Source organism: Heyndrickxia oleronia (assembly GCF_017809215.1).
GTDB lineage: Bacteria > Bacillota > Bacilli > Bacillales > Bacillaceae_C > Heyndrickxia > Heyndrickxia oleronia.
Window position 1 is genome coordinate 2,810,829 of sequence record NZ_CP065424.1, and the last position, 26,476, is coordinate 2,837,304.

Annotated in this window: 26 protein-coding genes and 2 pseudogenes; 8 read left to right on the plus strand and 20 right to left on the minus strand. The window is 32.6% G+C overall.

The features are described from left to right. Positions 1–11: 11 nt before the first annotated feature. Positions 12–1,028 (plus strand): DUF3231 family protein, encoded by a 1,017-nt coding sequence (locus I5818_RS14095; protein WP_071975763.1) that lies wholly within the window; start codon positions 12–14, stop codon positions 1,026–1,028. 298 nt (positions 1,029–1,326) lie between these two features. On the opposite strand, the gene I5818_RS14100 is transcribed toward I5818_RS14095, so the two are convergent. The 3 genes from I5818_RS14100 to I5818_RS14110 all read right to left on the minus strand — a co-directional run bounded on the left by I5818_RS14100 (position 1,327) and on the right by I5818_RS14110 (position 3,913). After that, a complete protein-coding gene (locus I5818_RS14100) occupies positions 1,327–1,905 on the minus strand; it encodes a histidine phosphatase family protein (RefSeq protein ID WP_071975762.1) in 579 nt (192 codons plus the stop codon). A 302-nt stretch (positions 1,906–2,207) separates the two neighbouring features. Next, positions 2,208–3,086 (minus strand): R2-like ligand-binding oxidase, encoded by an 879-nt coding sequence (locus tag I5818_RS14105; RefSeq protein ID WP_078111192.1) that lies wholly within the window; start codon positions 3,084–3,086, stop codon positions 2,208–2,210. 263 nt (positions 3,087–3,349) lie between these two features. After that, positions 3,350–3,913 carry a hypothetical protein gene (locus tag I5818_RS14110; RefSeq protein ID WP_071975761.1) on the minus strand — a complete coding sequence of 188 codons (564 nt, stop codon included), beginning with the start codon at positions 3,911–3,913 and terminating at the stop codon, positions 3,350–3,352. A 1,000-nt stretch (positions 3,914–4,913) separates the two neighbouring features. On the opposite strand from I5818_RS14110, the pseudogene I5818_RS14115 reads away from it, so the two are divergent. Then, positions 4,914–5,296, plus strand: a pseudogene (locus I5818_RS14115) (YmaF family protein). Positions 5,297–5,578: 282 nt separating this feature from the next. Here the strand turns inward: I5818_RS14115 and I5818_RS14120 are convergent. The 6 genes from I5818_RS14120 to I5818_RS14145 form a co-directional block, all read right to left on the minus strand. After that, the gene (locus I5818_RS14120; RefSeq protein WP_078111366.1) at positions 5,579–6,469 is read right to left on the minus strand and encodes a cation diffusion facilitator family transporter; all 891 of its coding nucleotides are present in this window, start codon (positions 6,467–6,469) and stop codon (positions 5,579–5,581) included. A 415-nt stretch (positions 6,470–6,884) separates the two neighbouring features. Next, positions 6,885–7,490 (minus strand): hypothetical protein, encoded by a 606-nt coding sequence (locus tag I5818_RS14125; protein WP_209391765.1) that lies wholly within the window; start codon positions 7,488–7,490, stop codon positions 6,885–6,887. 198 nt (positions 7,491–7,688) lie between these two features. Next, the gene (locus I5818_RS14130) at positions 7,689–8,087 is read right to left on the minus strand and encodes an NUDIX hydrolase (RefSeq protein ID WP_071975759.1); all 399 of its coding nucleotides are present in this window, start codon (positions 8,085–8,087) and stop codon (positions 7,689–7,691) included. 133 nt (positions 8,088–8,220) lie between these two features. Next, the gene (locus I5818_RS14135; RefSeq protein WP_058005887.1) at positions 8,221–8,547 is read right to left on the minus strand and encodes an antibiotic biosynthesis monooxygenase family protein; all 327 of its coding nucleotides are present in this window, start codon (positions 8,545–8,547) and stop codon (positions 8,221–8,223) included. 174 nt (positions 8,548–8,721) lie between these two features. After that, positions 8,722–9,345 (minus strand): histidine phosphatase family protein, encoded by a 624-nt coding sequence (locus I5818_RS14140; RefSeq protein WP_058005886.1) that lies wholly within the window; start codon positions 9,343–9,345, stop codon positions 8,722–8,724. Between the two features lie 71 nt (positions 9,346–9,416). After that, positions 9,417–10,109, minus strand: coding sequence for an aspartate/glutamate racemase family protein (locus I5818_RS14145; protein WP_058005885.1), 693 nt, complete (start codon positions 10,107–10,109; stop codon positions 9,417–9,419). A gap of 332 nt (positions 10,110–10,441) precedes the next feature. Here I5818_RS14145 and I5818_RS14150 point away from each other — a divergent pair, with 332 nt between their 5' ends. The 3 genes from I5818_RS14150 (at position 10,442) to I5818_RS14160 (ending at position 13,315) form a co-directional block, all read left to right on the plus strand. After that, complete coding sequence (locus I5818_RS14150) at positions 10,442–11,059, plus strand: mechanosensitive ion channel family protein (protein WP_235849544.1); 618 nt, start codon at positions 10,442–10,444, stop codon at positions 11,057–11,059. 1,248 nt (positions 11,060–12,307) lie between these two features. After that, positions 12,308–12,574, plus strand: coding sequence for a CD3324 family protein (locus I5818_RS14155; protein ID WP_078109382.1), 267 nt, complete (start codon positions 12,308–12,310; stop codon positions 12,572–12,574). A 192-nt stretch (positions 12,575–12,766) separates the two neighbouring features. Continuing rightward, positions 12,767–13,315 (plus strand): hypothetical protein, encoded by a 549-nt coding sequence (locus I5818_RS14160; RefSeq protein WP_078111145.1) that lies wholly within the window; start codon positions 12,767–12,769, stop codon positions 13,313–13,315. 119 nt (positions 13,316–13,434) lie between these two features. Here I5818_RS14160 and I5818_RS14165 read toward each other — a convergent pair whose 3' ends face one another. The 4 genes from I5818_RS14165 to I5818_RS14180 form a co-directional block, all read right to left on the minus strand. Next, the gene (locus tag I5818_RS14165) at positions 13,435–14,181 is read right to left on the minus strand and encodes an NUDIX hydrolase (protein WP_139358212.1); all 747 of its coding nucleotides are present in this window, start codon (positions 14,179–14,181) and stop codon (positions 13,435–13,437) included. A gap of 169 nt (positions 14,182–14,350) precedes the next feature. Then, a complete protein-coding gene (locus I5818_RS14170) occupies positions 14,351–14,890 on the minus strand; it encodes a GNAT family N-acetyltransferase (protein ID WP_078111143.1) in 540 nt (179 codons plus the stop codon). Positions 14,891–15,130: 240 nt separating this feature from the next. Further along, complete coding sequence (gene pruA, locus I5818_RS14175) at positions 15,131–16,762, minus strand: L-glutamate gamma-semialdehyde dehydrogenase (protein ID WP_078111142.1); 1,632 nt, start codon at positions 16,760–16,762, stop codon at positions 15,131–15,133. Between the two features lie 138 nt (positions 16,763–16,900). Then, positions 16,901–17,221, minus strand: coding sequence for a hypothetical protein (locus I5818_RS14180; RefSeq protein WP_058005878.1), 321 nt, complete (start codon positions 17,219–17,221; stop codon positions 16,901–16,903). Between the two features lie 207 nt (positions 17,222–17,428). On the opposite strand from I5818_RS14180, the gene I5818_RS14185 reads away from it, so the two are divergent. After that, the gene (locus tag I5818_RS14185) at positions 17,429–18,097 is read left to right on the plus strand and encodes a cupin domain-containing protein (RefSeq protein WP_058005877.1); all 669 of its coding nucleotides are present in this window, start codon (positions 17,429–17,431) and stop codon (positions 18,095–18,097) included. 32 nt (positions 18,098–18,129) lie between these two features. Here I5818_RS14185 and I5818_RS14190 read toward each other — a convergent pair whose 3' ends face one another. From I5818_RS14190 to I5818_RS14210, 5 genes are all read right to left on the minus strand, one after another. Beyond that, entirely contained in the window at positions 18,130–18,840 is a 711-nt protein-coding gene (locus I5818_RS14190) for a DUF421 domain-containing protein (RefSeq protein WP_058005876.1), read from the minus strand. A 324-nt stretch (positions 18,841–19,164) separates the two neighbouring features. Then, on the minus strand, positions 19,165–19,593 hold the full coding sequence (locus I5818_RS14195) for a GNAT family N-acetyltransferase (RefSeq protein ID WP_078111532.1): 429 nt from the start codon (positions 19,591–19,593) through the stop codon (positions 19,165–19,167). Positions 19,594–19,930: 337 nt separating this feature from the next. Further along, positions 19,931–20,488, minus strand: coding sequence for an isochorismatase family protein (locus I5818_RS14200; protein WP_058005874.1), 558 nt, complete (start codon positions 20,486–20,488; stop codon positions 19,931–19,933). Positions 20,489–21,062: 574 nt separating this feature from the next. Next, the gene (gene proP / locus I5818_RS14205; protein ID WP_058005873.1) at positions 21,063–22,544 is read right to left on the minus strand and encodes a glycine betaine/L-proline transporter ProP; all 1,482 of its coding nucleotides are present in this window, start codon (positions 22,542–22,544) and stop codon (positions 21,063–21,065) included. A gap of 201 nt (positions 22,545–22,745) precedes the next feature. Beyond that, on the minus strand, positions 22,746–23,192 hold the full coding sequence (locus tag I5818_RS14210) for a hypothetical protein (RefSeq protein ID WP_209391766.1): 447 nt from the start codon (positions 23,190–23,192) through the stop codon (positions 22,746–22,748). Positions 23,193–23,489: 297 nt separating this feature from the next. On the opposite strand from I5818_RS14210, the gene I5818_RS14215 reads away from it, so the two are divergent. Further along, on the plus strand, positions 23,490–24,098 hold the full coding sequence (locus tag I5818_RS14215) for a hypothetical protein (protein ID WP_071975753.1): 609 nt from the start codon (positions 23,490–23,492) through the stop codon (positions 24,096–24,098). Between the two features lie 281 nt (positions 24,099–24,379). Here I5818_RS14215 and I5818_RS14220 read toward each other — a convergent pair whose 3' ends face one another. Next, on the minus strand, positions 24,380–24,844 hold the full coding sequence (locus I5818_RS14220; RefSeq protein ID WP_071975752.1) for a DUF8821 family protein: 465 nt from the start codon (positions 24,842–24,844) through the stop codon (positions 24,380–24,382). A 19-nt stretch (positions 24,845–24,863) separates the two neighbouring features. Further along, positions 24,864–25,343, minus strand: a complete 480-nt coding sequence (locus tag I5818_RS14225) for a GyrI-like domain-containing protein (protein WP_209391767.1) — start codon at positions 25,341–25,343, stop codon at positions 24,864–24,866. Between the two features lie 110 nt (positions 25,344–25,453). Here I5818_RS14225 and I5818_RS14230 point away from each other — a divergent pair. Then, positions 25,454–26,445 (plus strand): annotated as a pseudogene (locus tag I5818_RS14230) (helix-turn-helix transcriptional regulator). Positions 26,446–26,476: the final 31 nt, after the last annotated feature.

The following is a 26,476-nucleotide window of genomic DNA, read 5'->3' on the forward strand; positions in this document are numbered from 1 at the left end:
GAGGTATTCTTTTGGGAATTTTCAAGAAAACAAAATCAAACACTTTAACTGCCGCAGAACTGTCAGGACTTTGGCTTCAATATATGGGCGATAGTATGGCAATTTGTGTTTATAAGTATTTTCTTAACATTGTTGAAAACAACGAAATTAAACCTATTTTAGAATTTGCTTTACAATTATCCGAGAGCCATATCTCAAAAATTCCAGAGTTCTTACATAGCGCTAATTATCAAGTCCCTATAGGCTTTACAGAAAATGATGTGAATGTAAATGCCCCCCGTCTGTTTTCTGACCAATTTTTACTTTTTTACTCCTATATCATGACCATTCATGGATTAACCGCTTACAGTCTAGCTATTACTAACTCGGAAAGACAAGATATACAAAATTATTTTTTCGAATGTGCAGAATCATCAAAAGAATTATTTCAGAAGATAGATGAAGTAGCAAAAAAACATCCAAAATTCAAAAGTGTTCCTTCCGTCCCACCAGTTCGTGGAGAGAAGTTTATAGAATCACCGGGTTTCGTTTCAAATTTAGTGGGAGATAAAAGACCATTAAATAGTTCCGAAATTAGTACCCTTTTCTTTAATTCAACGAAAACTGGATTTGTTCAGTCAATAAGCTTGGCGTTTAGTCAGGTAGCTGAGTGTGAAGAAGTTCGAAATTTTATGTTAAAAAATGTGAAATTAGCAAAAACGGATGTAGAGAGTTTTGATTCTATATTACTAAAAGATAACTTACCAATTCCTGAAAAATGGGAGACTGAGATTACTGAATCTACGGTCAGTCCCTTTTCTGACAAATTGATAATGTATCACGCAGGATTTTTAGTGCATGCAGCTCTTACTTATTATGGAGCTTCATTAGGCTCCAGCTTCAGATCTGATTTACTTTTAAACTATAGTAGAGTATTCGCACATGCGATGGAAGCTGGTGCACGATCCTACAATATTATGGTTAAGCACAAATGGTTAGAAAAACAACCAGAAGCAATTGACAGGAAATCTCTGATGAAAGATTCATAATATGAGGTATCAAATGATTAATAAGAACTGCTTGTCAGATATACTTTAAAGAACATTTTGAGAGATTGACCAATATATTAATTAGTACTTATATAGTTGACAATAGCTATCTTTAGAAAGAGATAGCTTCTTTAGGTTGTTAAAAAATTCTTCGCAACGCATCATGTTTATTAAATTTAAATAATTGTTCATCATAAAAAATTCAATTGTGTATTTTACCTGTTAGTCATTTTACGTTTTATGACCTTATGTATGGAATCCGTTTTGAAGAAAACCCATGTCATTCAATGTAGATAGGTCATTTTAAATGAATAGTACAATTATATAATTGACACCGCCAACGATCTTCATTTTTCCGAATAATTGTTAATGAAGTATTTTCAATATATGTTGTTTGAAATTCCTCTGGTAATAGACGTTGTAAAGTAAGACCAATTAAGGCACCGTGGCTAACAGCTAATACTCTTTTGTTCTTATATAAGCGTTCAATATCTTCTAAAAAATCAAGCCCCCTAGTGGCTACATTCTCAAAATTTTCTATGCCAAGTTCTAAGTTACACCAATTCCTTCCCCACTTATTTATTCTTTCTTCATCAGTTGTTCCTTCAATCATTCCACAATTTATTTCTCGAATTCTATTATCGATCGAACTAATAGGTCGATTGATAATATTTCCAATGATTCTTGCGGTTTCAACAGCTCTTAATAAGTTACTCGTAATAAGCATGTCCCAATCTTCATCTTGCGAATGCCGTTGGCCAAGTCTTTTAGCCTGGCTCCTTCCTAAATCGTTTAAGGAAAGATCTGATACTCCTTGTGCTTTACCTAATTCATTCCAATCAGTAATACCATGTCTTATTAATCCTATAGTAGCCATTTCTCACACCTCTCAGGTTTAACAATTGCTTTTTGTTGTAATAAGCTCCGCTTGATTTGCACAACAAGATACTTCAACAAAAAAGAGCATTAATCCTGCTTTGATTAACGCCATTAGTTTGATAATGAGATAGAAACACATTTTTGATCTAATTTTTTACTATCCGAATAAAAAATTCATTTAATTTTATATGTTACCACTTAACATTTTTTATTTGTTTGATAGATGGGTTATTTTTTATCTCAGCTATAGAAATGAGGGTATTATTTTTCTAAGTTATTCTGTATTTTTTAGAATTTCATTTATAGATTTTCTTGAACTGATTGATAAATTTCATTGATCGTCTTTCCCCTTGCCCGTGCTAGAATCTCCATTCTTGCCTTAAGTTGTCTTTCAGAGTATTTATTCATTTCAGAACTGTATTCATTTGATTTCTCGCTTTGCCCAATTACGCCCTCTGCATTTAAAGAAATTGCGATAGGTGCCAATTCCTCAAGTTTCTTAATGATCCTGGCATATAAATGAGGATGTTCACAAATCAAACGCTGAAGAAGAAAGGTACCGTATGCAATATGCCTTGATTCATCCCGCTTTAAGTGATCAATTCCCTCTAGAAGTCCTGGCATTTTACCGATTTTTTGAAGTCCATCATAAAATGTTTTATACCCCGTTTCAGCTAAAACTCCTTCAGCAAACATATTGTACACGGTAGCTGCGTCAGCTATTACCTCTGGGGTTTGCTCATACCAAAGGCGTTCCATTGTCTCTGGAAGAATTTCATAAAATAGTTTACGATACGATTCGGAATGCAAGTGTGAAAGATCATCTTTTTCACCAATAGCATTTAATACAATTCGAAAGAATTCAGTATGTTTAGCTTCATCGCATAAAAATGTAGTAAGAAACATCTCCTCTTCCAATCTACCCTCATTCGCAATCACCCTTAGCAAAGGAAGTAAGTCTAATGTTACCGCCTCTTCTCCTCCCTGAAATTGTGCGAGCAGCTTCAGAATCCAATCTTTTTGATTAACAGAAAGTAGTTTCCAGTCTTCCTTATCCTGTGAGAAATTAATATTTTGAGGATTCCAAACTCCAAATTTTTTTGCCTTTTGATACAAGCGATAGGGGTATGCATTTTCCATTAAACCTTGTGAACTAGTAGTTACTAGTTTCTTCCTCAAGATTATTCACCTTCTTTTTTTAATCTAACTGTTTAGAATTTCAATGATTTCTCATTCAATATACTAACTAACCCATCGAGGATCCCTACTAATATTTTCTAAAAGATCATACGTTCTAATATTCTTGATTTCAGTTCTTATGATTTTTTGTTCATTTGATTGTTTTTCTTTTATCATCTTTTACTATCCATATATATTTTTTCATTTTCATCGATCAAATTTTACTACCTCCATAAAATTAGACTGCAAATATAAACTTTCATTCACTTTGCACTAGGGACATCATCATTAGATTGGTCTGTCTTTCCATGTAATGCTTTTATAAAAAGCCCATAATCAATAACAACCATTTCATTATCATGTGATAATGCTATATTTGCTAATCTTAAATCGACTGGTATAATCCCTCGTAATAAAAACTTCATTGTTAGAGTACTCAGCTTCTGAAGATTTTCCAAATTAATAGGTGCCTTACGCTCCATCTTTTTCATAACAATCCACCCCTGTCCTTTTTCTTTTACTGGACAGAGGTATTGCTTAATATCCGGATGTGCAGAATGATACAGACTAAATTCTTGACCGTTACTTATCAAGCCTATTTCGGAAAATGCAATTTTCAAGACGTATCCGTTATCAAGATCATAAACTATTCGATTTAAACCATTGCCAATAAGCTTATATGGAAGTTCAAGTGTACGTTGAGCTAGTTTTCTTTTTTTAGTCGGAATAAGGAGAGGATATTTCTTCATTTCGGATATCCATGCATTAATAGATCCAATTTCCTTACTCGATAAAAAAGAACTACCCTTATCATTTGTAATCGGCATATTTCCCATCATCCTTCTTTATCAATAGTTTTTCTAAAAGACTTAGAAGTTCTGAAAACTACCATTTTTATGAGTATCCGAATTCAATAATGAGTATTAATAATCTCTAAATTCGATTCTCATCTTTAGATGAATCTGTTTTTTTAGTCTTTTGATTGAATCCTTTAACACAAGACCAGTTATCTGCTGATCATATATCATTGAAATCCGTACACTTCCTAAAAGGGACCAAAATAATCCTTATATGCACCATAATCAGATAATGTTTTTCGAAATTTCTGATTCAAAAAAATGCATATGTGTCCTCGCCATTTCTTTGTAATTACTTCAATTTTATGAAACATAAGTAGAATTGTTTGTACTTTCGCTGAATATTGTAAATTTTATAGAATGTGATAATCGGAATAAGCCCCTCCAATTTTTGTCGCTTTTAAAATACCAGTTACTAAGCCTAATGTTTTTAATAAACAACTTATTTCGTAACCATGTACTTACTTTCGATTAGTACTAGAATCTAGTCCAAATGCAACTAAAAGTTTTTTATTACTTATACGTATTACTTTTAAAAAAGTATATTTAGATTTGAAATTTTTTAGATTAATAAATTCTCCGCAATTAAATTCACCCACTTGAATATAAAAAGCGATTCTAATTTAGAATCGCAACGCTTGTTTGAAAGTATCATGTTATATCTTCAGGATTTTATAAAATTATCAGATATATATAATCGTTTGATCAACATTTCAAAAATATAAGCAGCATCTTTCATCTTTTAATACACCAATATCAAACATAATCGAAACATATTCCTAGGGCTGATCATCACCTTTATTAGATTAACGAATTATAGGTTTACGAAATTTATCGTGCACTTATACATTAATGGAAAATTTTATTCACTTATATTTAAACTTGGAGTTCTAACATTTGAAAATGGGCATATTCTTTGTTGAGAATTTCTCTTAATTTACAAATAAGCGGAAAGGGTGAAAAGAAACTTATGAAGGAAATACCTGTAACTGGTTTTATGGTACATTCACCTGATTCTAATAATGATCATTCTCATATTTTATATCTAACGACATGGGATGGAAGACCACTTCATAAACATAATTTTTCAGGTGTTACTCATTTAATGTTGGGCATGAACATAGATATGCTGGTACGACAGAGCCAGCACCCACAGGAGTTCCACATACCCACAAATACTTTACTATTACTTCATTAGATGATGGACATAAACATGAAATACGTGGAGTGACTGGGCCTGCTATTCCAATTACTGGTGGTGGTCATTATCATAATTTTCATGGAGTAACTACAGTTAATGGAGCCCGTCCTCACTCCCACAAATATAGTGGTAGAACCAGTCCTAGTGGTTAAATATTAGTAATTTATCACTGAACTAGTAGAAGTTTAATATTGTATCGAGGCATTTACAAGAACTTTCCGTCTTCTAAAAAGACTAAAACCATTTTATAATGTGTTAGTCTTTTTAATTTAACAATTCATTTTTTTACTAATGATTGACCGTTTATACGATACTCTAAAAGTGCAGGAATCAAAAAATCATTGAGTAATTAGGATCCGATTTTGTAAAAATTATGTGAAGTAAAAACAAATTTTTACTTACTGAAATTTCATCGAAATTGAGTTTAAAAATTTTCAATTGACTTTATTTAATAAACTATTGGGCTCTACATGCACATGAACATTATATACCCCTATTTCTTTTATCATTACTTTTTCAATAGCAGTTGCTACATCATGTGCCTCTCTTATATTTAGTGTATAATCTACGAAAATCACAACATCTATCACTTCATTATTTCCATAGCTTCTACCTTTAATTTCTTTTATACCTTTTACCCCATCCACTTTTAATATTACATTCTGATATAATTCGATTTTTTCCTCATCGAATCCATCTGAAAGTTCATGTGAAGCTTCTTTAAAAATGTCCCAAGCAGTTTTACAAATTAATAGTCCAACTATTAATGCTGTTAAAGTATCTAACCAAGGCATATTTAATTGAGAACCAAAGATACCTACTGCTGTTCCTATACTTACCCATGCATCGGAAATATTGTCTTTTGCAGCTGCCATGACAGCTTTACTTTTAATTTTAAGAGCCAAGCTTTTATTGTACCGATATACAAAATACATGCATATTGAAGCAAAAATGCCTACATAAGCAGCTATAATATCAGGTGACTCACTTCTCCCTCGAAAGATCGATCCAACAGCATCGGACAATACTTGGATTCCAACAGCAAACATAATAAATGAAGCTATCATTGATGCAATTGTTTCACTTTTCCAGTGACCATATCTATGGTTTATATCAGGTGGCTTTTGGGCAATTTTCAATCCTATAAGTACTGCAATAGATGCAATAATATCGGTCATATTGTTAAGACCATCTGCTTTCAAAGCTGCTGAATTACTGAAATATCCAATGATTAATTTTATGATTGATAGAACAATATAAGCAAAAATACTGATGATTGCCCCTCGCTCGCCTAATTTAAGATCATTATATTTTTGATTATCCATCCTGTACCCCCACGAATCATTAACTCCCTAAATAGGATATCAACAAAAGGACGTGTGGGTCTACAGCAACCTTGTTGAGTGGCTTTATATTAGTAGATGGCCTTTAAAAGTGTTTCTCCAGGTGAAATTTTTGTTTATAAACCTGGGCACTAAATTTTTATACCATTTTTTTGGAGATCCGAATAGACAAATGTTCATCGACCGTCATTTATCCTAACTCAAAAAAGATTTTTCAAATGGTACATATTCCAAATTTACATTTGCTTTTACCAAAGATTCAGTAGTATAAACTAATAATGTAAACAGTAAAAAAATTCTTCATAAAAAAAACCCTTTTTACTAGATTAAAAGTTGGTTTCCATTAAAAAGAGTAAAGATATTACTATTCAATAACTTTACTCTTTTAATAAATAATTTAGGCTTGTTTGATTTTGATCTTCTTTTCATTCTTTTTTCCAATAATAATACCTAAAACTGAAGTAATGAAGACACTTAAAACAACTATTAAAATTTCATCAGAATTAAAATAAAAATAGGAAGTTAATGAGTTATTTATTTTTCGTAATAATAGAACAATGATATATGAGAATACAAAACCTGTGGTAGCAGCAATTGTAAAGCTATTTAGATTTAACCACTTGTAAGAAGTTCTTACAAAAATTAAACTTAGCATAATTATTATGAGTAAAAGGTATGGACTGTTAATAATTCTTATAGTGTTTTTGAGTTGATCCGATTGGTAAAAGAAACCCTGTATAACTTCTAAAACCTCTCTTAACCATAATCCCGTTATGACTCCAAATAGTAACCCTTTCATATTTATCCGTTTATAAAGTCTATAAAATACAATAAGGAAAAGGATCATTAATACTGGTGTGAGAAGGACTGAAAAAATAATAAAGCCTAATCCGTCCGTTGCACCTGGTGTTGGTTTAGTAAAAATCGTATAAGTTGTAAAAATAATGTTGAAACAAACAAGTCCTGTAAGGATAGCTGCTATTGATGAATTAAAAAAACGCATGTTTTCTTCCCTTCTATTATTTAACTTTATGTATCGCCTTTTATAAAACCTCAACATATCACAAAAATATTATTTAAAGTTACGATACGACATATTTTACATTTATTTGAAATTTAAAAGATATCTGCTTTTCCACTTTACCTATCCTACCATAATTGTTCTTTAAAAATAAGACAAATAAATGGGAACGAAATCAGATTAAAAATAAATATAGAAGGTTTTTTTCTCAATACTCAAGCACATCAATAACTCAATTTTAAAATTTTTATTTTTTATTAAGTTTAGAGCTTCTTCAATTTCATAATAACCAACAGCCAGACTTTCATTACTAATCTGTAGTTCACCACCTACATGTTTTCCTAACCACCACATATTCCAAATTCCAAGTTCCACTTCGTGTGAAACTCCACAAAAGCTATCCAGTATAACATCAATTCCTGTTTCCTCTTTAACTTCTCTTATGACGGCAGCTTGAACTGCTTCTCCAGTTTCAACTAGACCACCCGGTAATTCCCAACCCCTAATAGGATCTTTTTTTAAAAGTATTTTATTTTTCTCATTCTTAATAACCGCTCCTGAAGTAATAGTAAATTTCATAAAACTCACCCTTTTAAACTTCCATAAATTCGATGAATTGGTACCATTTAGGTATTCAGCACTATATTTCTATAAATTTTATATTTACAATTCCTCCCGATACAAAATTCCTAGACGGCAGAGTCGCTAAATATTACATTTCAAAAGAGTAATCCTTCTCAACTTTACAAACTCTAACTGTGTAATTTTTATACCATTCCTTCTTACCTCTATCTTGGGCAATTTTATGGGTTGAATGTTCTTTCCAGTTCTTAATGTCCTCTAAAGTTTCCCAATATGAAATAGTAATACCTATACCATTATTTCTTGCACTTTCCATACCTAAATAACCTTGTTGCTTCGTGGCCAACTCTTCTATTGCTTGTGACATTTTTTCATATCCATTGTCACCCTCTGTTCTTTCTGAAGTAAATATCACTGCGTAATATGGTGGTTGTTTAATTTTCTTATTTCCGTTCATTTTTATGATCTCCCCCTATTATTTAGTTGCTATTTGAGATTTTTTATATTAATTAAAGCTGCAAATATATTTTAATTAATGCTGAAATCTAATTGTTTTTTACTTCAACCAACAAATAACTTAATAGTAGTGAACAACTAATTTACAACTTGATTTAAGAACATTCCCCTTACCCTATCTATCAAAATGAGAAGTATCATTAAATTTATGAACAACATTTTGCTGAAAATTATTTTTACCTAAGACAGTGATACCACCTACAGAAGAAGAAAAGTAGGCTTTTTCGATCATTTCCGGCTCAAATTGCAACCACCACGCAAGAATATACCCCAAAGTTCCTCCATGTGTTACAATCAACAGATTATTCTCCATTTCAGATTGATAGATTCTATCCATACAACCGCAAACACGAGTATAAAATTGTCGCCACGATTCTCCCGCTTGGAATTCTTGATAATCTAAATCAAATTTACTGCTTGTTCGAGGCCGTCTATGTGCTCTTGCCCAGTCCTTTGTTTTTCCTGCTGCAATACCATTATTTATTTCACGAAGTCCGCTATCTTTGATTATTTTTAGGTTTAATTGCGTTCCAATTATTTCAGCTGTTTGTACTGCTCTTAATAGGTCAGAAGAATAGAAGACGTATTCATTTTCTTTGACTATTTCTCTTAGTTTCGTTCCTATAAGTTCTGCTTGTTGTCTCCCTATTTTTGTTAAAGGAGTATCAGTCCAGCCACCTGACATCTGATTGATGTGATGTTCTGATTGACAATGCTGTATTAAAATGATGTTACTCATTCCATTTCCCCTTCAAATTTATTTTATATTTTCCTTAACTGTCATATAAAACGTAAGGACTTGTTGTTTTTTTATTTCCCTAATGCTGTTTTTACAGACTCAATCGCATGTATTTCTGCTGTATCAAATAAAGGAACTTCTGAATCCTCTTGTTTAATAAGCAGTCCAATTTCTGTACAGCCTAATATTATTCCCTCAGCTCCGTTATTTACTAGATTTTTGATCACCTTTTTGTAATAATCTCTTGATGATTGCTGTATACTACCTAAACACAACTCATTATAAATCACCTTGTTTACTAACTCTCTTTCACTATCATTTGGTATTAATACTTTTATACCATTTGACTCAATTCGAGTTTTGTAAAAGTCTTGCTCCATCGTGTACTTAGTACCTAATAAACCAATTGTTTTAACATTTAATTTTTTTATTTGCTTAGCAGTTGCATCAGCAATATGTAAGATTGGTATGTTTATTTTTTTCTCAATATTTTCGACTACCTTATGCATCGTATTTGTGCAAATAACAATAAAATCTGCTCCTCCTTTTTCTAATGAAAGGGCTACATCCCCTAAAAGATTACCAGCTTCTTCCCATTTACCTTCTGATTGAAAACGTTCAATTTCCTCAAAATCAACACTGTATAAGAGACATTTTGCTGAATGTAAACGCCCCAATCTCTTCTTTACCTCTTCGTTTATAATTCGATAGTATTCAACCGAAGATTCCCAACTCATTCCTCCAATTAATCCTATTGTCTTCATACGAATTCCTCCAATTATAGTAAAAATTAATTCTAAAAATCATTCCTATTAACTTTCTTTCTAATTTCGAGAATGATCATTGAAATTCCTTTAAAACGAATCTGCTTAACAATTTTTAGTGAACATTTTTCGCTACTAACTTCAAACGTATAAAATAACTTTCCCTTTTGAGAGTTATTTCAAATCCTATACATCCTTGCAATCGCCAAAAAACAGATAGGAATCTTTTTTATTTTATCAAAACATGATATATTTAAAGGTTGTTAGGAAAGGAATTTATTTCTCCTTATCCGCATTTCTATAGTGTTGTGTAAAAAAGCGAGGAAAATAGGATGTTTTTTGTAGAATTGTTTAAGAAGTTTCCTGTCGAAATAATATTGGTAGCACTGCTAATACTACTTACAGTTTATTTGATTCGTAAATCTATTAAGCTTTTCTTTGACAATACGAGCTTCTTAGATGAAAAACGGGAAGAGACATTGATCCATTTTGCCAATCAAGTAACTAAGGTCTTAGGCTTTGTGTTCTTCATTATTTTTGTGCTTAGCCATTTCTTTGACCTTACAAAGCTTGTCACTGGTTCAGTTGTTTTGGCGAGTGCTTTGGCGTTGATCCTACAGCATATTATCCGTGATTATATTATGGGTTTGACTTATTTATTCGAGCGTCAGATCCAACTCGGAGATTATGTCATCATCAATGGAAATCGTCAGGGGATTATCGAGGAAATCAGCATGCGGCACGTGAAGATTCGCCAATATGACGGTTACCTCTATACAATTTCCTATAGCAGTATTTCGGAACTTCAGAATGGGAACCGAGGGAAGCGCAGGGTGACTGAAAGCCTTGTCCTTAGCTATAGACAAAATCCGAACGATGCCTTCAAGGTGTTAGAGGAAGTAGCAAAAACCTGCAATGAGAAATACGAGGATTATTTGTTGAAGGGATGAGTACGGTATTCCAGTGGAAAGGTTCAAATTTAACCAAATCTCCGATCTTAACGTCGATTACAAGGGACACCGTTATACTTTATCAGGTCTGGTGAATGAAGAGGATTTCGCGGAAGCAGGCAAAATGCTTAGGTATGAATTGGCGATGGCAGCCTACAAGAACAACTTGATGATGGCAGAGAGCTATGAAACCAGTCATTAAAATTTATTAAGAGCAAGAGTTTTTATCTCTTGCTTATTTACTGTTTTTTTACGAACACAACAAATTAGATTTTTTTATTCTTGGAAGATTATCATAGGCAATTATTCCCCTACTTTTGTAATCCCCCTTCTCAAACATAGGATTCATAACTAATAGCCCTAATATTAGGAATAGATTTCAAAATGATCAACTCTATAGATCAATTAATAATATCCACATAAATACTATTTTTAATAAAATATACCCTTACCAAATTTCCTTTTTCGACCGATTAACTCCTGATTCTTTACATAAAAAACCTTCTAAAACAAAGCTCTATTCTTTAACATTGTTGTTATTTAAGAGTAAAGTTTGAATTAATAAGCGGGAACCAAGAGAGCGTATGAATACCTTGGAGGCGAAAATTGCATGTGTACGGTAACCAAAGGGAGGGTTTGATTACCGTGAAGGTCAAATTTGCGGGGCTTCGGGAACCTTTGAGAGGGTCTGATTACCGTGAAGGTGAAAAATACCGATTCATATAGCTGGCCCCTTTTATTTAACGAGATAAGAGCTGAAAACTCCATAAACCGCTCTGAATTCCTTATCGGGTGTAAAACATGCAGTTGAGCTTTGACAAAAGCAACAAACTATACGAAAACAGACTAAAACAAAAACGATAAAATTGTAAAAAATTTTTTATTTGCTTGAAATTTCCAATTTACTCATTAAATTATATCTTTAACCGGCTCTCCTGCAATTTCACAGGTCGTTTTCATCTTAAACCCAGATGCTTTAAATGCTTTATCCAAGCGATGAAGGAGATCAGTTAGTCTTTATAGAAATTAATTGTATAGCCACTGCATTGATGAAGGGTCGAAGGAGGTATACTATATGACGAGATATAGGAGAAGTTTACGGATTAGCTCTATGCAAAGTTTACACTATGAACAACAGGCGGTTGTTTGTATAGAGCTAGATTATCTATCCGCCTGAAGCATAAATATTGTTTATAGTGCTGACTTTGCTACCTTAAAAATTCCATAATTTTAAGGAGCGGAACTATTATGAAATATATAAATGCTGAAAGCATCTTTCCAGAAGAATTACTTAACGAAATACAAAAATATGTAAATGGTAAATTAATTTATATTCCAACGCCTAAAGGATTACGTAAGAAATGGGGAGAAACATCAGGGAATAGAAATTATTTAAGAGTTAGAAATCATGAGATCAGGCAAAAGTTTTCAGCCGGCGCAACTATAGACCAACTTTCAGATCAATTTTATCTATCCAGCGATAGTATTAAAAAGATTGTATACTCTAAAAAATAGTTTTATCTGTCACATTGGATTAAAATCTAATGTGACATTTTTTTGTGTTAATAAATTATTATAATTATTTATTATATATATTCTCAATCTTGGATTGATTACAATTACAAATGAAGGAATTACTATTGATACGGAGGTAAAGTTTGAATAACTTTTTCACCTTGATACTAATGATGATTGGAGGAGAATCCATTGAAAATTGAAGTAAAATTAACTGACAAAAGGAATGCATATATAATTAGAAATTTATATCCAATGTATCTTTATGATCTATCCAAACACTATGATTGGCTTCCAAATGTTCACGGAATTTACGAGGATAGTGACAATTGTCAAACGTTAGAAGAACAAGTAGCAAATCAAAATATTTGGTGGGAAAAACCAAATATTTTATTTCCCTACTTAATTTTAGTTGATGATATACCAGCTGGATTTGTCCTAATCGCCACCCCGCCACATTGTAATAAAGGAATCGATTTTTTTGTAAACGAATTCTTTTTAATTCAATCTTTAAGAGGGCAAGGGATAGCTGAACATGCAGCAAAAATAGTCTTTGAACAATTAAATGGAAATTGGGAATTGTTCACTAATCCATTAGACAAAAACATAGTTGGGCAAAAGTTTTGGAGAAAAACGATTTCTAATTATACAAGTGGAATTTACACCGAAGAATATGGGGAGACATTTGACGGATATAAACTAATTTTTCGTTTTAATAATGCGGGAGTGAAGTTTATTTAAACCATTTTCCGTTTCCTTTAGAAAGTAACGATTCATTTTAAAAAAACGATGTTTTTTCATTAAATATAAAGAAAGTAAAAAATACAGTTCCCCAGAAATTGAGGTACTGTCTTTTTAAATTACCCCATATTTAGTTCTTTTTTTAAGACATCTGAAAGGAAATCTAATCGGGGGCGATTGTCATACTTAAGAAAGTTTGATATCGATTCACAATCTGCCGACAATAGTATAATAGATGAAAACTCCGGTTCTACCCCTGCCTTCTTTAAGGCGATTTCAAACTGCTTATATCGACTTTGTAATTCCAATCTATCAATAGCTAACTGAATCAAATAAACTAGGGCTACACTACCCCAATGTACGATATAACGCGGTTTAACTTTTTCTACCAAGTTAAAATTAGTCAAATCTACTCCAATTTCCTCCTTCGTTTCACGAATCAGGCTCTTAAACATATTTACAGATTGTTGATTTATATCACTTTCGTCAATTCCCCCAGCAATAAATTGTAAACGACCAGGTGAAGCTGTTCTGGAATTCATTTCCCCTAAAACTATATAGTTATCCTTTGTTAATATAAGGCCATTAGCAACAATGACACGACATTCATAATCAATGGGTATTTTATTGTATTTCGAGTATAAAAAATGAGCATAGTCAGTTTTTTGTAATGTGATATGTAACTTATCCCTCGCTTCAATCATTTCTTTTATTGAAAAAACTGTTCCTCTATGAAAAGTTTTCCCGCTCGCCTTAAGAGATTCCCAATATAAGTTTATTGATTCATGAAGTGAATGGGGCAAATACATTGGCTCTGGAGAAACTGTAATTCTAACATCTGTAGGTATAGATTTGATCTTAATCATCGGAATTTTCCCACATCCCATTGTTATAGACTTCTTAATCTATATAATTTAAAGATATTTCCCTACTGACTTACCCTCAAACAAAGAAACTCTTTTAATAAATCTGCCTTGATTAACCTTAAATATTTTTACAGGATTCCCCTACCGATAATGTATCAGTTTTGAATTTTTAATGTGTTAATGATGTATACATCGAATAATCTACTTCACCAGTAATATTTTTCAATGAATCTTCACTTAACTCCAAAGCCATTAAATTATCAACAGAAGGTGGAAGATTTTTTTTTGCTGCATAAATTCCAAAGTCTGTTGATGTTCGAAATCCAAATCGTCGATAGTATCGATAATCTCCTTCAACAATGATTCCCTTATATCCCATTTTGGCTGACAATTTAATGCCTTCTTGCAACATATATTTGCCAACACCTTGACGCTGCTTATTCATTGCTACTGATACTGGTGATAACATTAATAATTCATGTTCGTGCTTCTTACTAATTGGAAATTTTGAAAGGATAAAATGTCCAATAATTATCCCTTCGTCCTCAACAACTAAATCAAGTTCAGGAATATAATACTTTTTTTCTCGAATCTCTTTTACTAAGGCTTTTTCAACCAAGCCATTTGAGTAATGTGTATTTTTGAATACCTCAAAAACAAAGTCTTCAATATAACGATATTCCTCTTCTCTTACCGCTCTTATATTCAATAATAACACCTCCCATAACATTTATTTTTGATTCATTCGTTGCTCTTCTCTTCCTGTATGTTGGAGATAACTTCACGATCTTACAGCTTAAAGATACTAACAATAAATGCCTCTAATATATATTTTATTATCTGAAGCAATATTTATATATTATTTGAAATGCTATTTCTAATACTTATTTCATAGATTGAAAAAAAGAGGCTGAAATGTAAACATTTCAACCTCATCTTAATTTATTAATTATTCTTCATCCATAAATGGATAAGCAATTTCTGCAGTTGGTGCAAAGTTTTCTTTAATAACACGAGGAGTAGTCCAACGAATCATGTTAAATACAGAACCTGCTTTGTCGTTTGTACCAGAACCACGTGACCCACCAAATGGTTGTTGATTAATCATCGCACCAGTTGGTTTGTCGTTAATATAGAAGTTTCCAGCTGCTCCAGATAAACGGCGTTCTAAGTGCATAATTGCTCCGCGATCTTGTGCAAAAATCGCACCTGTTAATGCATACATAGAAGCTGTATCAACTGCATCCAATGTTTCTTCTAATTTATCATTTTCATATACATAAATTGTTAATACTGGTCCAAAGATTTCTTCTACCATAGTTTTGAAGTTTGGATTTGTTGTCACAATGATTGTTGGTTGAATGAAATATCCAACAGAATCATCATACGTACCACCAGCAATAATTTCTGCTTCTTCAGATGCTTTGGCATATTCGATATAGCTTGTAATTGAATCAAATGCAGCTTTATCAATTACCGCACCCATAAAGTTTGTAAAGTCACGAACATCTCCAACTTTTAGCTTAGCCGTTTGTTCTAGTAAACCAGCTTTAACTTTTTCCCACATACTTGCTGGAATGTAAGCACGTGAAGCTGCTGAACATTTTTGACCTTGGTACTCAAACGCACCACGAACAAGGTTAGCTACCACTTTGTCTGCTTGTGCTGTTTCGTGAGCAAACACAAAGTCTTTACCACCAGTTTCACCAACTAGACGAGGATATGATTTGTAGTTCGCAATGTTTTCACCAACATTTTTCCAAATTGTTTGGAACGTGCTAGTTGATCCAGTGAAGTGGAATCCAGACATACGAGGATCCGTTAAAACTACTTCTGAAACTTGTGAACCACGTGATGGCACGAAGTTGATAACACCTTTAGGTAATCCCGCTTCTACTAAAATACGCATAAAGTAGTAGTTTGCAAGGATAGAAGTTGTTGCCGGTTTCCAAACAACTACGTTCCCCATCATAGCAGGTGCTGATGGTAAGTTTCCACCAATTGCTGTGAAATTAAATGGAGAAATGGCTAATACGAAACCATCTAATGGACGGTAATCTGTACGATTCCAAACATTTTTCATACTGTCTGGTTGAATTTGATAAACTTGATTCGCATAATCAACACCAAAACGTAAGAAATCTGCTAATTCTTGTGCAGAATCAATTTCAGCTTGAATAACTGTTTTAGATTGTCCTAGCATAGTAGCAGCATTCATTAAATCACGATATGGACCAGAGATTAAATCAGCCGCTTTTAAGAAAATAGATGCACGGTGTTCCCATGGCATATTTGCCCATGCTTCTTTCGCCGCCATAGCCGCTTCAATTGAATCACGCAACTCTTTTTCTCCAGCTTGTGAATAGTTTGCTAATACATGTTGATGATCATGTGGCATAACTACTTGCTTCACAGTATCTGTCTTTACTTCTTCCCCATTTATGATTACTGGGATATCCACTACTATATTAGATTGGCGTTTTAATTCTGCCTTCAAAGTTTCTCTTTCTTTTGTACCTGGAGCATATGAATTGCCAGGCTCGTTTAAAGGTGTTGGGATTTTGAAAATTCCGTTACTCATGTTTTCATGTCCTCCTATTTAAATACTCTGATATTTTCATATAATCATATTTAATTGTACTTTACTAGTATAACATGCCTTTTATTAATGCGCTTACTTTTTCTTCATAGAAATGAAAAATCAGCTCAACCAATAGGGTTACCTATCGTTTATTGTTCTGTCACGAAATACTATCAAATTGATTGTATTTAATATAATAGTAATGATAAGAAGTAGCATAGCGACAAATGCCATTGCACCTGTAATATCCATTAAAGCAGACCAATCTTCAATCTCTACCAAGTAATAGCAATATAATATCTGGAAACATAGTGAAACTGCACAGGAACTAGTACTTATAAAAGAAAGAACACCCCGATTCTTATTGATTTGCTTTTTATATTGAATGAAATTAACAACTGGAATGGTCAAAGCAATTAATCCTAAAATAAGACTTCCAAAATTAAGCAGACCAGCCATATCTAATCCTCCTTTTTTACATTTAGTTTTTTCATTTCCTATTACTCCTGCACAATAATGAATGACCACTAAACGTCTCACATTGTCATCTATCGATTGGGTCCATGTATGACTTTTGATCTTTCCAATTCACAAAAACTTTTCCTTACACATATAACATTATAATGACACATTTAATATAATTCCAGAAAATAGGAGGGAAATTACATGGGGAAGTCTGGATTTGTTCCTGATAATACGAACATAAAAAAAACAAGTGGAACTCCGAATCTTTTTTTTGACTCGAAAGATAGTATTGAATTCGAAAAAGACACTGAAAACGTCATTTATAAAGTTTCTTCAACACAACTTCCTGCAATGGTAGGAGGTTCCTTTGCAAACGTATATCTTACTAAAGGGCATATTCGCGAGCCACATTGGCATCCTAACGCTTGGGAGCTAGATGTTGTAATTTCGGGTGAAGCCCAAATTTCCATTGTTGACCCAGATACCAATAAATTGCATTCCTATGTAGCAAAGCCCGGTCAAGTTGTTTTTATTCCTATGGGTTGGTGGCATTGGATCATTCCTACTTCAGAAAAATTGCATATGCATCTTTTTTTTAACAATGACCAATTTGAAACAGCATTAGGTTCAAATATGTTAAAGCTGACACCGCCTGAAGTTTTCCAGCTTTCATATGGAGTTGACGCTGACAAAATAGCTGATGTATTAGCACCGATAAAAAAAAGTGTTGAAATTGGTCCGCCTGAACTTGAATCTCGTGTTCAAACTTCGTTTTCCGAAACAAACAGGAAATCCGAAGATAGTCTAGACCAAAATGAGATGATAGAAGAAATTGCAATCAATATTAATGGGAAGATTTTAAATTTGTAAATGTAGGCAATCCTTGTCTTTTTTACTTAGAATTATTCAGCATCTATAGGTGAATGAATATAGTCATTATAACAGTCGATATATAACTCTTTTTCGGATAGTAAAACTGCGTATACTATATCACTAATTTTTAAACCACGATTTTGTATCTCAGATTCAAGCCAACTATATGTAAGACCATTTTCAATGATGTTTTTGTCAACAAATTTCCCATCCATTATTAGTTCAATTGGAAGCATACCTTCTTTTGTATACTTTAAATGTAAATCTTGAATTGTTACAGGACGAAATTGCGGTTTCTTAACAACAGATATAGTGCCGTTTGGTTCAAGTAAAGCGAATAAAACCTCATTAATATTAAATACATCTTTTTCCCTTAATTGTTGATTTAAATAATCTATAGTATAGTGCATTTTTTTCATATTATTTTCTAAAATTTTTCCATTTTGAACCACTACTGTCGGATTCCCTGCTAAAAATTTTCTAGCTTTACGGCTTTTTAATGAAACATATGAAATAATATAAACAGTAAGTATGAAAATGACATATGCAAGGATTAAGTCGGGAATTTTAACCCGTGTATTAAAACAGAGATTTGCAGTTATCGCACCGATTGAAATAGCAGCTATAAAATTAAAATTATTCATTTGTGAGATTGTTTGTTTACCTAATAAACGTGATCCAAGTAAAAGTATAATAAATGCACTAATTGAACGAATGATTACTTCATAGTGTTCAGACATAATTGCCTCCATTGACATCTTCTTATTTAGTTTGTGAAAAAAACAGTTAGCCATCATTAACTAGTGACTAACCATTAATTTCTAATTTTATAATTATAATGTTTGCACCAATGAATAAAATTTATTCTTCTATATCAAAATGCTATAAAAAGTATAAGTTACTTTACTACATGCAATCCGATCAATTCTGCATATACAACTTGATATATGAATACAATATTTAAAACAAAAAGCTGATAATCATGAATGATTTCAGCTTAGACCTCTGATTTTAGAAAAAATAAATTTGCTTAAAAATAAAATAGTATTTTAACACTATCTTCTTTAAAAATATTTTTTAAATCCCTTACATACAGAACCGTCATACCCTTCCCTTTCAAAGAACTGATGTGCTCTTAGTCGCTGCGAGTTACTCAGTAACATTATTCTATGGCAATCAATTGATTTACAATATTCCTCAACGTATTGTAATAGTTTTTGTCCTATTTTCCTATTTCGATGATTTTCATGTACTATGATGTTTTCGACTATTCCATAAGGTCGAAATCCATGCAAAGCCTGTAAACATATATTCAATGTTAATGTCCCTAATATTTCTCCCTCCTCTTCATATACAAGCAAAAAATTGTAAGGATTCTTTTTAATAATCTCAATTTGTTCTTCCTGAATGTTCATTTTCTTACTATTTGGCACTAACATTTTATAAAGTTTATATAATTGAACTTTATCCGATCTTTCTGCCTCTCGGATCATCTCTCATTCCACTCCCGTCAAACATTATTAATCTGTTTTTAAGTCAAAAATAGACTAGAATTAATAAAACTGAACACTTATTAACTTCTTTAACTTTCATGATAATCCTCCGATTCGGAACTACTTTAAAAAAAAATTATTACTAATGTATAAACCAATTATTTGTTCACTCTATCTATATATGCATGATATATACAAATATATATAATGGTAATTTAGAAAATCATGTTTTCATTAAGCTTTTTAAACATTAAAAATAGCAACGCTACATGATAGCGTTGCTATTCACTCACTCTTATATATCGATGGGTGATACCAATTCCTATACGATATTATATTACCTATATGAATCATGGGTTGGATTAAATAAGTCTTCCTCTGCATTTCTGACAATTGAAAAGTGCTCAACATTATAATGTCCATGTAGAGTTTGATTATGGTGCCCTATAATTTGCTCCGCACTTAAAATAGAACTATCGACTGTTGAATGGCCATCACCTACTAGTGTAACGTCCATGCCACTTATAGTCGCTGTTCTTACAGCACTATCTATACAGTGCTGGGTTGAGCATCCCATTATAACAACATGCCCAATTTCTTGAGATTTTAAATGTTTTAGAAGTCCTGTCCCATGGAATGCATTCGTTGTAGATTTATCGAAAATTTTTGCCTCGATTGGAACTTTAATTTGTTCATGAACTTGGAACCCTTTTCCCTTACCCTCTGCGACATCCAAATCTCTTACAAATACTATTGGTACTTCTAATTGTATTGCTTTATCAATAACTAGATTAATATTTTTAATTAGCCTTTCCTTTTTAAAAACCGCACTTTCTTTTTGATTTCCATCTATTAATTCCTGTTGAGCATCAATAATTAATAATGTTTGCTTCAAATCAATTTCCCCTTTCAATGTAGGGAAACGCTGGATAATAATTTATTTAGACGTTTTCCCCTTAATTCTATTTACATCTATATATCTTTTGTTATTCATAATATCTACCCCCTAAATAAATTATTATCTAAAAATTCATTTCCTTAAAAATTATTAGACTTTATAATTTTAACACAACCTTATCTAAAATTACACTAAAATGGTTATGAATTTTCTGATTACAATCACAAAAATCTGTTCATTAATATGTTAATATTCGCCTTCACCAAACTAAATTTCGGAATTAAGCAGGAATATTTGTATAGGTGGCTGGAGAGTTGTTTTATAACTATTCCATTAAAAGAGGTATAAATTTTTTTCTTTAAGATAAATATTATTGATAAAAAACTATATCAAACAGTGTGAATATAGAGTCTAGAAGCAAGAGTCTTTTCCTGTTATAGGTAGTAATAATTTGTAAATCTTTAAAAAGGTTAAACACGAAATATATTAAGAAATGGAAAGTAGTTAAAATTCAACTTTCCATTTCTTTTTTAATCGTCCCATCATTTTATTTACTGGCTTTCAATTCATGCTATTTTTCATTTTCCGAATCAGCGATTTTTTCCTCAATATTAATTTTTTCCTCTTTCCACCACAAGGCTTCGCCCGGATCCTCAAGAATTTCAACAACTTCTTGTTTTTCCTCCACTGCTGGAGCAGAACCCCGTAGTGCTTTGCCAGTGGTTTCCTTCACAAAAAACATTGTTAAAATGCCAATTATGCAAGCTGCCATAATATAATATGCCGGAACCATTGGGTTTTCTGTTATTTTTATAAGCCAAGACATAACCAATGGAGTGGTTCCACCAAATAAAGATACGGAAATATTAAAAGTAATAGCCAATGCAACATATCTTACTTCTGTAAAGAATAATGAAGGAAGCATGGACGGCATGGTTGCTTCGAAAGTTGCTAAAAGAACAGCTAAAATCAAAAGTCCAAAAAACACGGTCACATGGCTACCACTACCAATCATCTTGAATGATGGGATTGAAAGAATAACTAAGCCAATTAAACCTCCTAAAATAAGACGTTTATTCCCAACCCGATCACTAATAAAGCCCATGAGTAAAACGATCGGAATCATAATAAACATAATAATAAGAATGAACAATAGCCCCATCGTTTCTCCATAACCTAAAACAACATTTAAATAAGAGGGCATATATGATAACAACATATAGTCAACTACATTGAAAAATAAAACTAAAACTACCCCTTTAAGTAGTTGCGGCCAATGATAAAGGAAGACTTTTTTTATTAGCCCTTTTTCATTTTCTTTATGTTTCCCTTCACTCATTGCTTCAAATACAGGTGTTTCCTCCAAATTGTTTCTCAAATAAAGACCTATTAGTCCCATGGGAGCAGCAATAAAAAATGGAATACGCCAACCCCAATCAAGCATTTTTTCAGGACCAAGTATGTAACTAAGAATAGTTACTATGGCTGATCCACCAATATATCCAGCTAATGTTCCAACTTCTAAACCGCTTGAAAAAAAACCTCTTTTTTTATCGGGAGAGGATTCCGCGATGAACGTCATAGCACCAGAATATTCACCACCAGCTGAAAACCCCTGAACTAATCTTGCTATAAGTAAAAGTATGGGAGCTAGATTTCCAATCCTTTCATAACTCGGTATCAAACCCATACATAAAGTAGAAAAAGACATCAACACTAATGTGATCGTTAATATCTTTTTTCTTCCTAACTTATCACCCAGCATTCCAAAAAACATCCCACCTATGGGACGAACGAGGAACGCTACAGCAAAAGTAGCAAACGAAAACACTAATTGGAGAGGCCCGCTTGTGCCTGAAAAGAACACTTTACCTATTGTCACTGCCAGATAAGAGTAGATTCCAAAATCAAACCACTCCATCGCATTACCAAGGGCAGTAGCCACCACTGCTTTTTTTGCCGCTGTTGTATCTACAATTGTAATATCATCTTTTTTTAATTTTCTTTCCGATTTTTTTCTAAACCCTGTCCACTTTTTCACATTATCAACCAATTGTTTCACCTAAATTCTTATTGATAATCAAATCTTAATGTTATTTTGAACTTGCATCTCCATTGCTATTCAGATGGAATTATTATGAATATTAATTTGTCTAATACGACACAAATTTTGAACATATTTTTTCTATAAAGGGGCTAGCAAAACAGAAAAAAGGACCCCGTAAGAAAGTAGGTCCTATTTAAATAAGAAATATTAATTTTCTTTATATTGAACAGTTTTCTTTATGTAATCCGCATCATCTTCATCAATTCTATAATATTCGGTTTGTTCCCAACCTTCTGCAATCCTTTCGCCAATAATGGCACCCTCTTTAGTAAACCAAAGCTTAGAATCAATTAACTCCACTGATTGTTTGGGACTCGTTACACGAATATAAATGTCAGGAGTATCCTGTTCTAGATAAAGAATCTCTATTTTTTCTTTATGTAAATAAATCATAAGAAAATTATCTATAATTTCCTGGTTATCCACATCTGTAAATACATTTTGATAATCAATTCGATCTGGGTAATCACTGTGGTTATATCCGATTCTGATTTCCCGAGAAACTTTACTATTTTTGATATTCCCAATAAAGTAACCACTCAAAAATATGATAATAACAACGATAATAACATATATTATTTTTAACGATTTCATGTTTCCCCCCCTTTAATTTTACTTAATTTTACAATAATTTATACCAAATGTCCTTACTCATTGGAAAAAGTATTAATCCCATAAAATTAGATCTTGTACGATTACATATTTTACCGAAGGATTTCATTTCCATCCTTTAAAGAGAAATTACTACATTTTCTATTGAAAATATAGAAATAATTTGAAATAATGGAAATAATAACTCTCAGGCTGAAGACCGCTACACCTTTTATTTCACTAAGAAAAGAACAACAAACTATACGAAAACAGCCTAAATTGATTAGAAGGGAGAGGAAAATGCGAAACGTTAAGGTATATTGCTCTCTTTTTATTTTTACTTTATTGTTAACTGGATGTGCGAGTCTTGAAAAAGAGAAACCATTATCAAATGAGCTAATAATAGAGCCATATAATGTGAATGACAAAGAAAGCTTGCTGATTAGTAGAACAGGTATCAAGTTTATTGAATATTTTCAGTTAAATGGTACTTTGGAGACAGGTGATGATTTACAATTTTCTGTAGAGGTATATAAAAACGGAGAACTTGAAGAAGAAATGCTAAATACTTCAAATGAACCAAAAGCAAAATTTAAAGATCAACTTATTTCCTTTGGAATAAGTGACAGTAGTGACAAAGACTCATCTTTACAATTAATAGCAGGTATACCTTCTGGACTTGCTATAACGAATTACTCAAGTCATATGACATCGGCTAGTTTCAATAATCTATTGCATAAAAAAATTGTGTTAAAGAAAAATACTCCCGTATATTTAGCAGCGTGGGTCGGTACTACAAAAAATGTTCTTAGGTCTGTTGACAGCGAAAATGGCATACTACCCAAAGGTATTAAAGAAGTCGAAGCAGCACTTTTATACAGAGTTTTATTAACGGATAAAAAGAAGTAATATTTTTTATCCCCTGTTGATACTCATATAAACACTCAAATTATATACAGATATCGTCAGCTTAAATTAATTTAGTAAGGATTAAACAATTTATACATTAATATATATTCAACTAAATAAACCGTCATTTTGATCAAGTTACTTCCAAAATAACGGTTTATTAAGTGATGAATAAAGGACGAATGGTATATTTCTTTAATGTCTTAACACTTCATTTTCTATATTTATTAAGTAGATTTTGAAATCTTAAACAAAAAAGCTGGATTTCGTTTTTGCCTACGTTAATATTCTCCTTTAATGACAAAGTATGAGCCACGGATAGTTCCAGCTAATTTAGATTTCTGCCGAGCAAACTTAAACTTCCCTTCTAACTCCTTTGGTACTTCCATCCCCTCTGATAGCTTAAAACCAACAGCCCGCTTCTTAGGGTCATCAACCGTATACATAACATTGACCGAAAGACCATCCTCATAAAAGACGTAAGCCATTTTGATATTTTCCACTTGAAAACGCGACGTTTCTAAAGGTTTGGCTGTAAATTCAATATCACGTTCTTCTTTCAAAATTCGGTTCACATAATCAAGGGTATCCTGACTTTCGCTAGCTGGTACAACCGTAAACTCATGCTTATATTTGTTCATAAAGTAACGTGCTTCATTCGCACGTAAACCAGCAAGTGCTTCTGCTACTGGTGAAGACTCCAAACCAACTATAGACACATTTTTGAAATCAACAGTATATCCCATTTCTTTCTCCTTTCATCCTTTATTTCTCAACAACAGGAATCCACATTTCACCATACACTAAACCGTTTCGCTGTCCCATCTCAACCGTTGTATTCGGCCCGCCAACATAGGCAAAGTCTTTTGCTTCTGCCAGGGCTTGACCAAATGCAATGCCAGTGAGATTATTGCTCAATTCCTCTGCTGTTTTCGCTTCTCCCTTTACAACCAGGTATTTACCCTTAGGAAATTGGATAACTCTAGATGCCTCTGATAATGATTCCTCTGTCATTACACCAGCATAATGCATCATCTTGTTATTCACTGCTTCGTTTACGGAAAAAATATAGTCATTTTTGGCAACGTTTTTTAAAGTTTCAAGTCTTCCATCTTGTTTAACTGCCTGCCAAAAGTCAGCCTTCTCCTTGTTTATGCCAGCATAGTCTGTGTAATGGCTCTGAAGCTCAGTTCCTATTCCTAAAACGGTAAAGCTGTCTTTTTCTTCAATGATATAATTTGTCATATTCAAAACCATCCTCTTTTAATAATTTATCAAATGACTTTTCTTCTTCACTTGATGATTATATAATAACTTTAAATCATGTCAAAAAATGATACTGTTTAGGTGAAAAGATGAAAAAAGTTGAACGAATAAATATTATCATGCGGTATATCAACAACCGCTCCCACTTTACAATTTCTGAAATCATGCGAGAATTTAATATCTCTCGATCAACAGCGATTAGAGATATCAGAGAAATTGAGGCTATGGGAATGCCACTTGTCGCTGAAGTTGGAAGGGATGGGGGGTATTTTGTTATGCACAATTCCGTCCTTCCCGAAGTTCGGTTTACCGATAATGAAGTTAAAGCCCTTTTTATTGCTTTTATGGCTACAAGAAATCAACAGCTTCCTTATTTAAAAAGTCGTCATTCTTTAGCCGAAAAATTACTTGGCCTTATTTCAGACGACCAGCAGGATGACCTTGTTCTTTTAAATCAAATCCTGCTTTTTGAAGGCACCAACCCAAATAATCCCGACCTACTTGATCTATCTGACCTTCCTCATCCGATGTTAGAAAGACTCATTCAGGTCCTTCTTCTGGATAGCTATTTATTGATTACGATCAAAGAAGAAAAGATTTTAAAGTCTTATCCCATTTATCTTTTGCATCTCTATCGCGAAAAAAGCGTTTGGCTAATTGAGGGCTTTGACTTACAAGATGAACAAAAGAGATTTTTCCTGTTGATCTTCTCACTGATGTCCAACCCTATTCACCTAAAAATAGATTAAGTAAGAAAAAAATCTTAGAAATAATAAATCAGCAAGAAGAAATATATAACCTGATCCTTGAACTTGGTCCGGAAGCAATTGCCCAGTACAAAAAATATCACCCAGTAAAAGTTTCCATTTCCTATACTAATCCTTTCCAAACCACAGCCATCCTAAAAACTTATATCAATATTAACAAGCTTGATGAATTGACTGAAATGACAAATTGGCTACTTTTTCTAGGTGGGGATATCAAGATTAAGGAATTGCCAAAGGAAATCTTAGAAGCTTTAAAAGAGAGATTACAGTTATTCAGTCCACAAGCAGACATTTTTCCAAAGAAAACAGAATAATATTAATGTCTCTTTCGTTAATGGTTATTAA

Bases quoted from the DNA above. Each gene is read 5' to 3' on its own strand.
- I5818_RS14100 (WP_071975762.1), bottom strand. From the start codon at position 1,905: ATGGCTACTATAGGATTAATAAGACATGGTATTACTGATTGGAATGAA.
- I5818_RS14195 (WP_078111532.1), bottom strand. From the start codon at position 19,593: ATGATCCGAGAGGCAGAAAGATCGGATAAAGTTCAATTATATAAACTT.
- I5818_RS14215 (WP_071975753.1), top strand. From the start codon at position 23,490: ATGCGAAACGTTAAGGTATATTGCTCTCTTTTTATTTTTACTTTATTG.
- I5818_RS14130 (WP_071975759.1), bottom strand. From the start codon at position 8,087: ATGAAATTTACTATTACTTCAGGAGCGGTTATTAAGAATGAGAAAAAT.
- I5818_RS14220 (WP_071975752.1), bottom strand. From the start codon at position 24,844: ATGGGATATACTGTTGATTTCAAAAATGTGTCTATAGTTGGTTTGGAG.
- I5818_RS14185 (WP_058005877.1), top strand. From the start codon at position 17,429: ATGGGGAAGTCTGGATTTGTTCCTGATAATACGAACATAAAAAAAACA.
- I5818_RS14165 (WP_139358212.1), bottom strand. From the start codon at position 14,181: ATGATTAAGATCAAATCTATACCTACAGATGTTAGAATTACAGTTTCT.
- I5818_RS14150 (WP_235849544.1), top strand. From the start codon at position 10,442: ATGTTTTTTGTAGAATTGTTTAAGAAGTTTCCTGTCGAAATAATATTG.
- I5818_RS14125 (WP_209391765.1), bottom strand. From the start codon at position 7,490: ATGCGTTTTTTTAATTCATCAATAGCAGCTATCCTTACAGGACTTGTT.
- I5818_RS14180 (WP_058005878.1), bottom strand. From the start codon at position 17,221: ATGGCTGGTCTGCTTAATTTTGGAAGTCTTATTTTAGGATTAATTGCT.
- I5818_RS14135 (WP_058005887.1), bottom strand. From the start codon at position 8,547: ATGAACGGAAATAAGAAAATTAAACAACCACCATATTACGCAGTGATA.
- I5818_RS14190 (WP_058005876.1), bottom strand. From the start codon at position 18,840: ATGTCTGAACACTATGAAGTAATCATTCGTTCAATTAGTGCATTTATT.
- I5818_RS14155 (WP_078109382.1), top strand. From the start codon at position 12,308: ATGAAATATATAAATGCTGAAAGCATCTTTCCAGAAGAATTACTTAAC.
- I5818_RS14225 (WP_209391767.1), bottom strand. From the start codon at position 25,343: ATGACAAATTATATCATTGAAGAAAAAGACAGCTTTACCGTTTTAGGA.
- I5818_RS14140 (WP_058005886.1), bottom strand. From the start codon at position 9,345: ATGAGTAACATCATTTTAATACAGCATTGTCAATCAGAACATCACATC.
- I5818_RS14145 (WP_058005885.1), bottom strand. From the start codon at position 10,109: ATGAAGACAATAGGATTAATTGGAGGAATGAGTTGGGAATCTTCGGTT.
- I5818_RS14120 (WP_078111366.1), bottom strand. From the start codon at position 6,469: ATGGATAATCAAAAATATAATGATCTTAAATTAGGCGAGCGAGGGGCA.
- I5818_RS14210 (WP_209391766.1), bottom strand. From the start codon at position 23,192: ATGAAATCGTTAAAAATAATATATGTTATTATCGTTGTTATTATCATA.
- pruA (WP_078111142.1), bottom strand. From the start codon at position 16,762: ATGAGTAACGGAATTTTCAAAATCCCAACACCTTTAAACGAGCCTGGC.
- I5818_RS14110 (WP_071975761.1), bottom strand. From the start codon at position 3,913: ATGCCGATTACAAATGATAAGGGTAGTTCTTTTTTATCGAGTAAGGAA.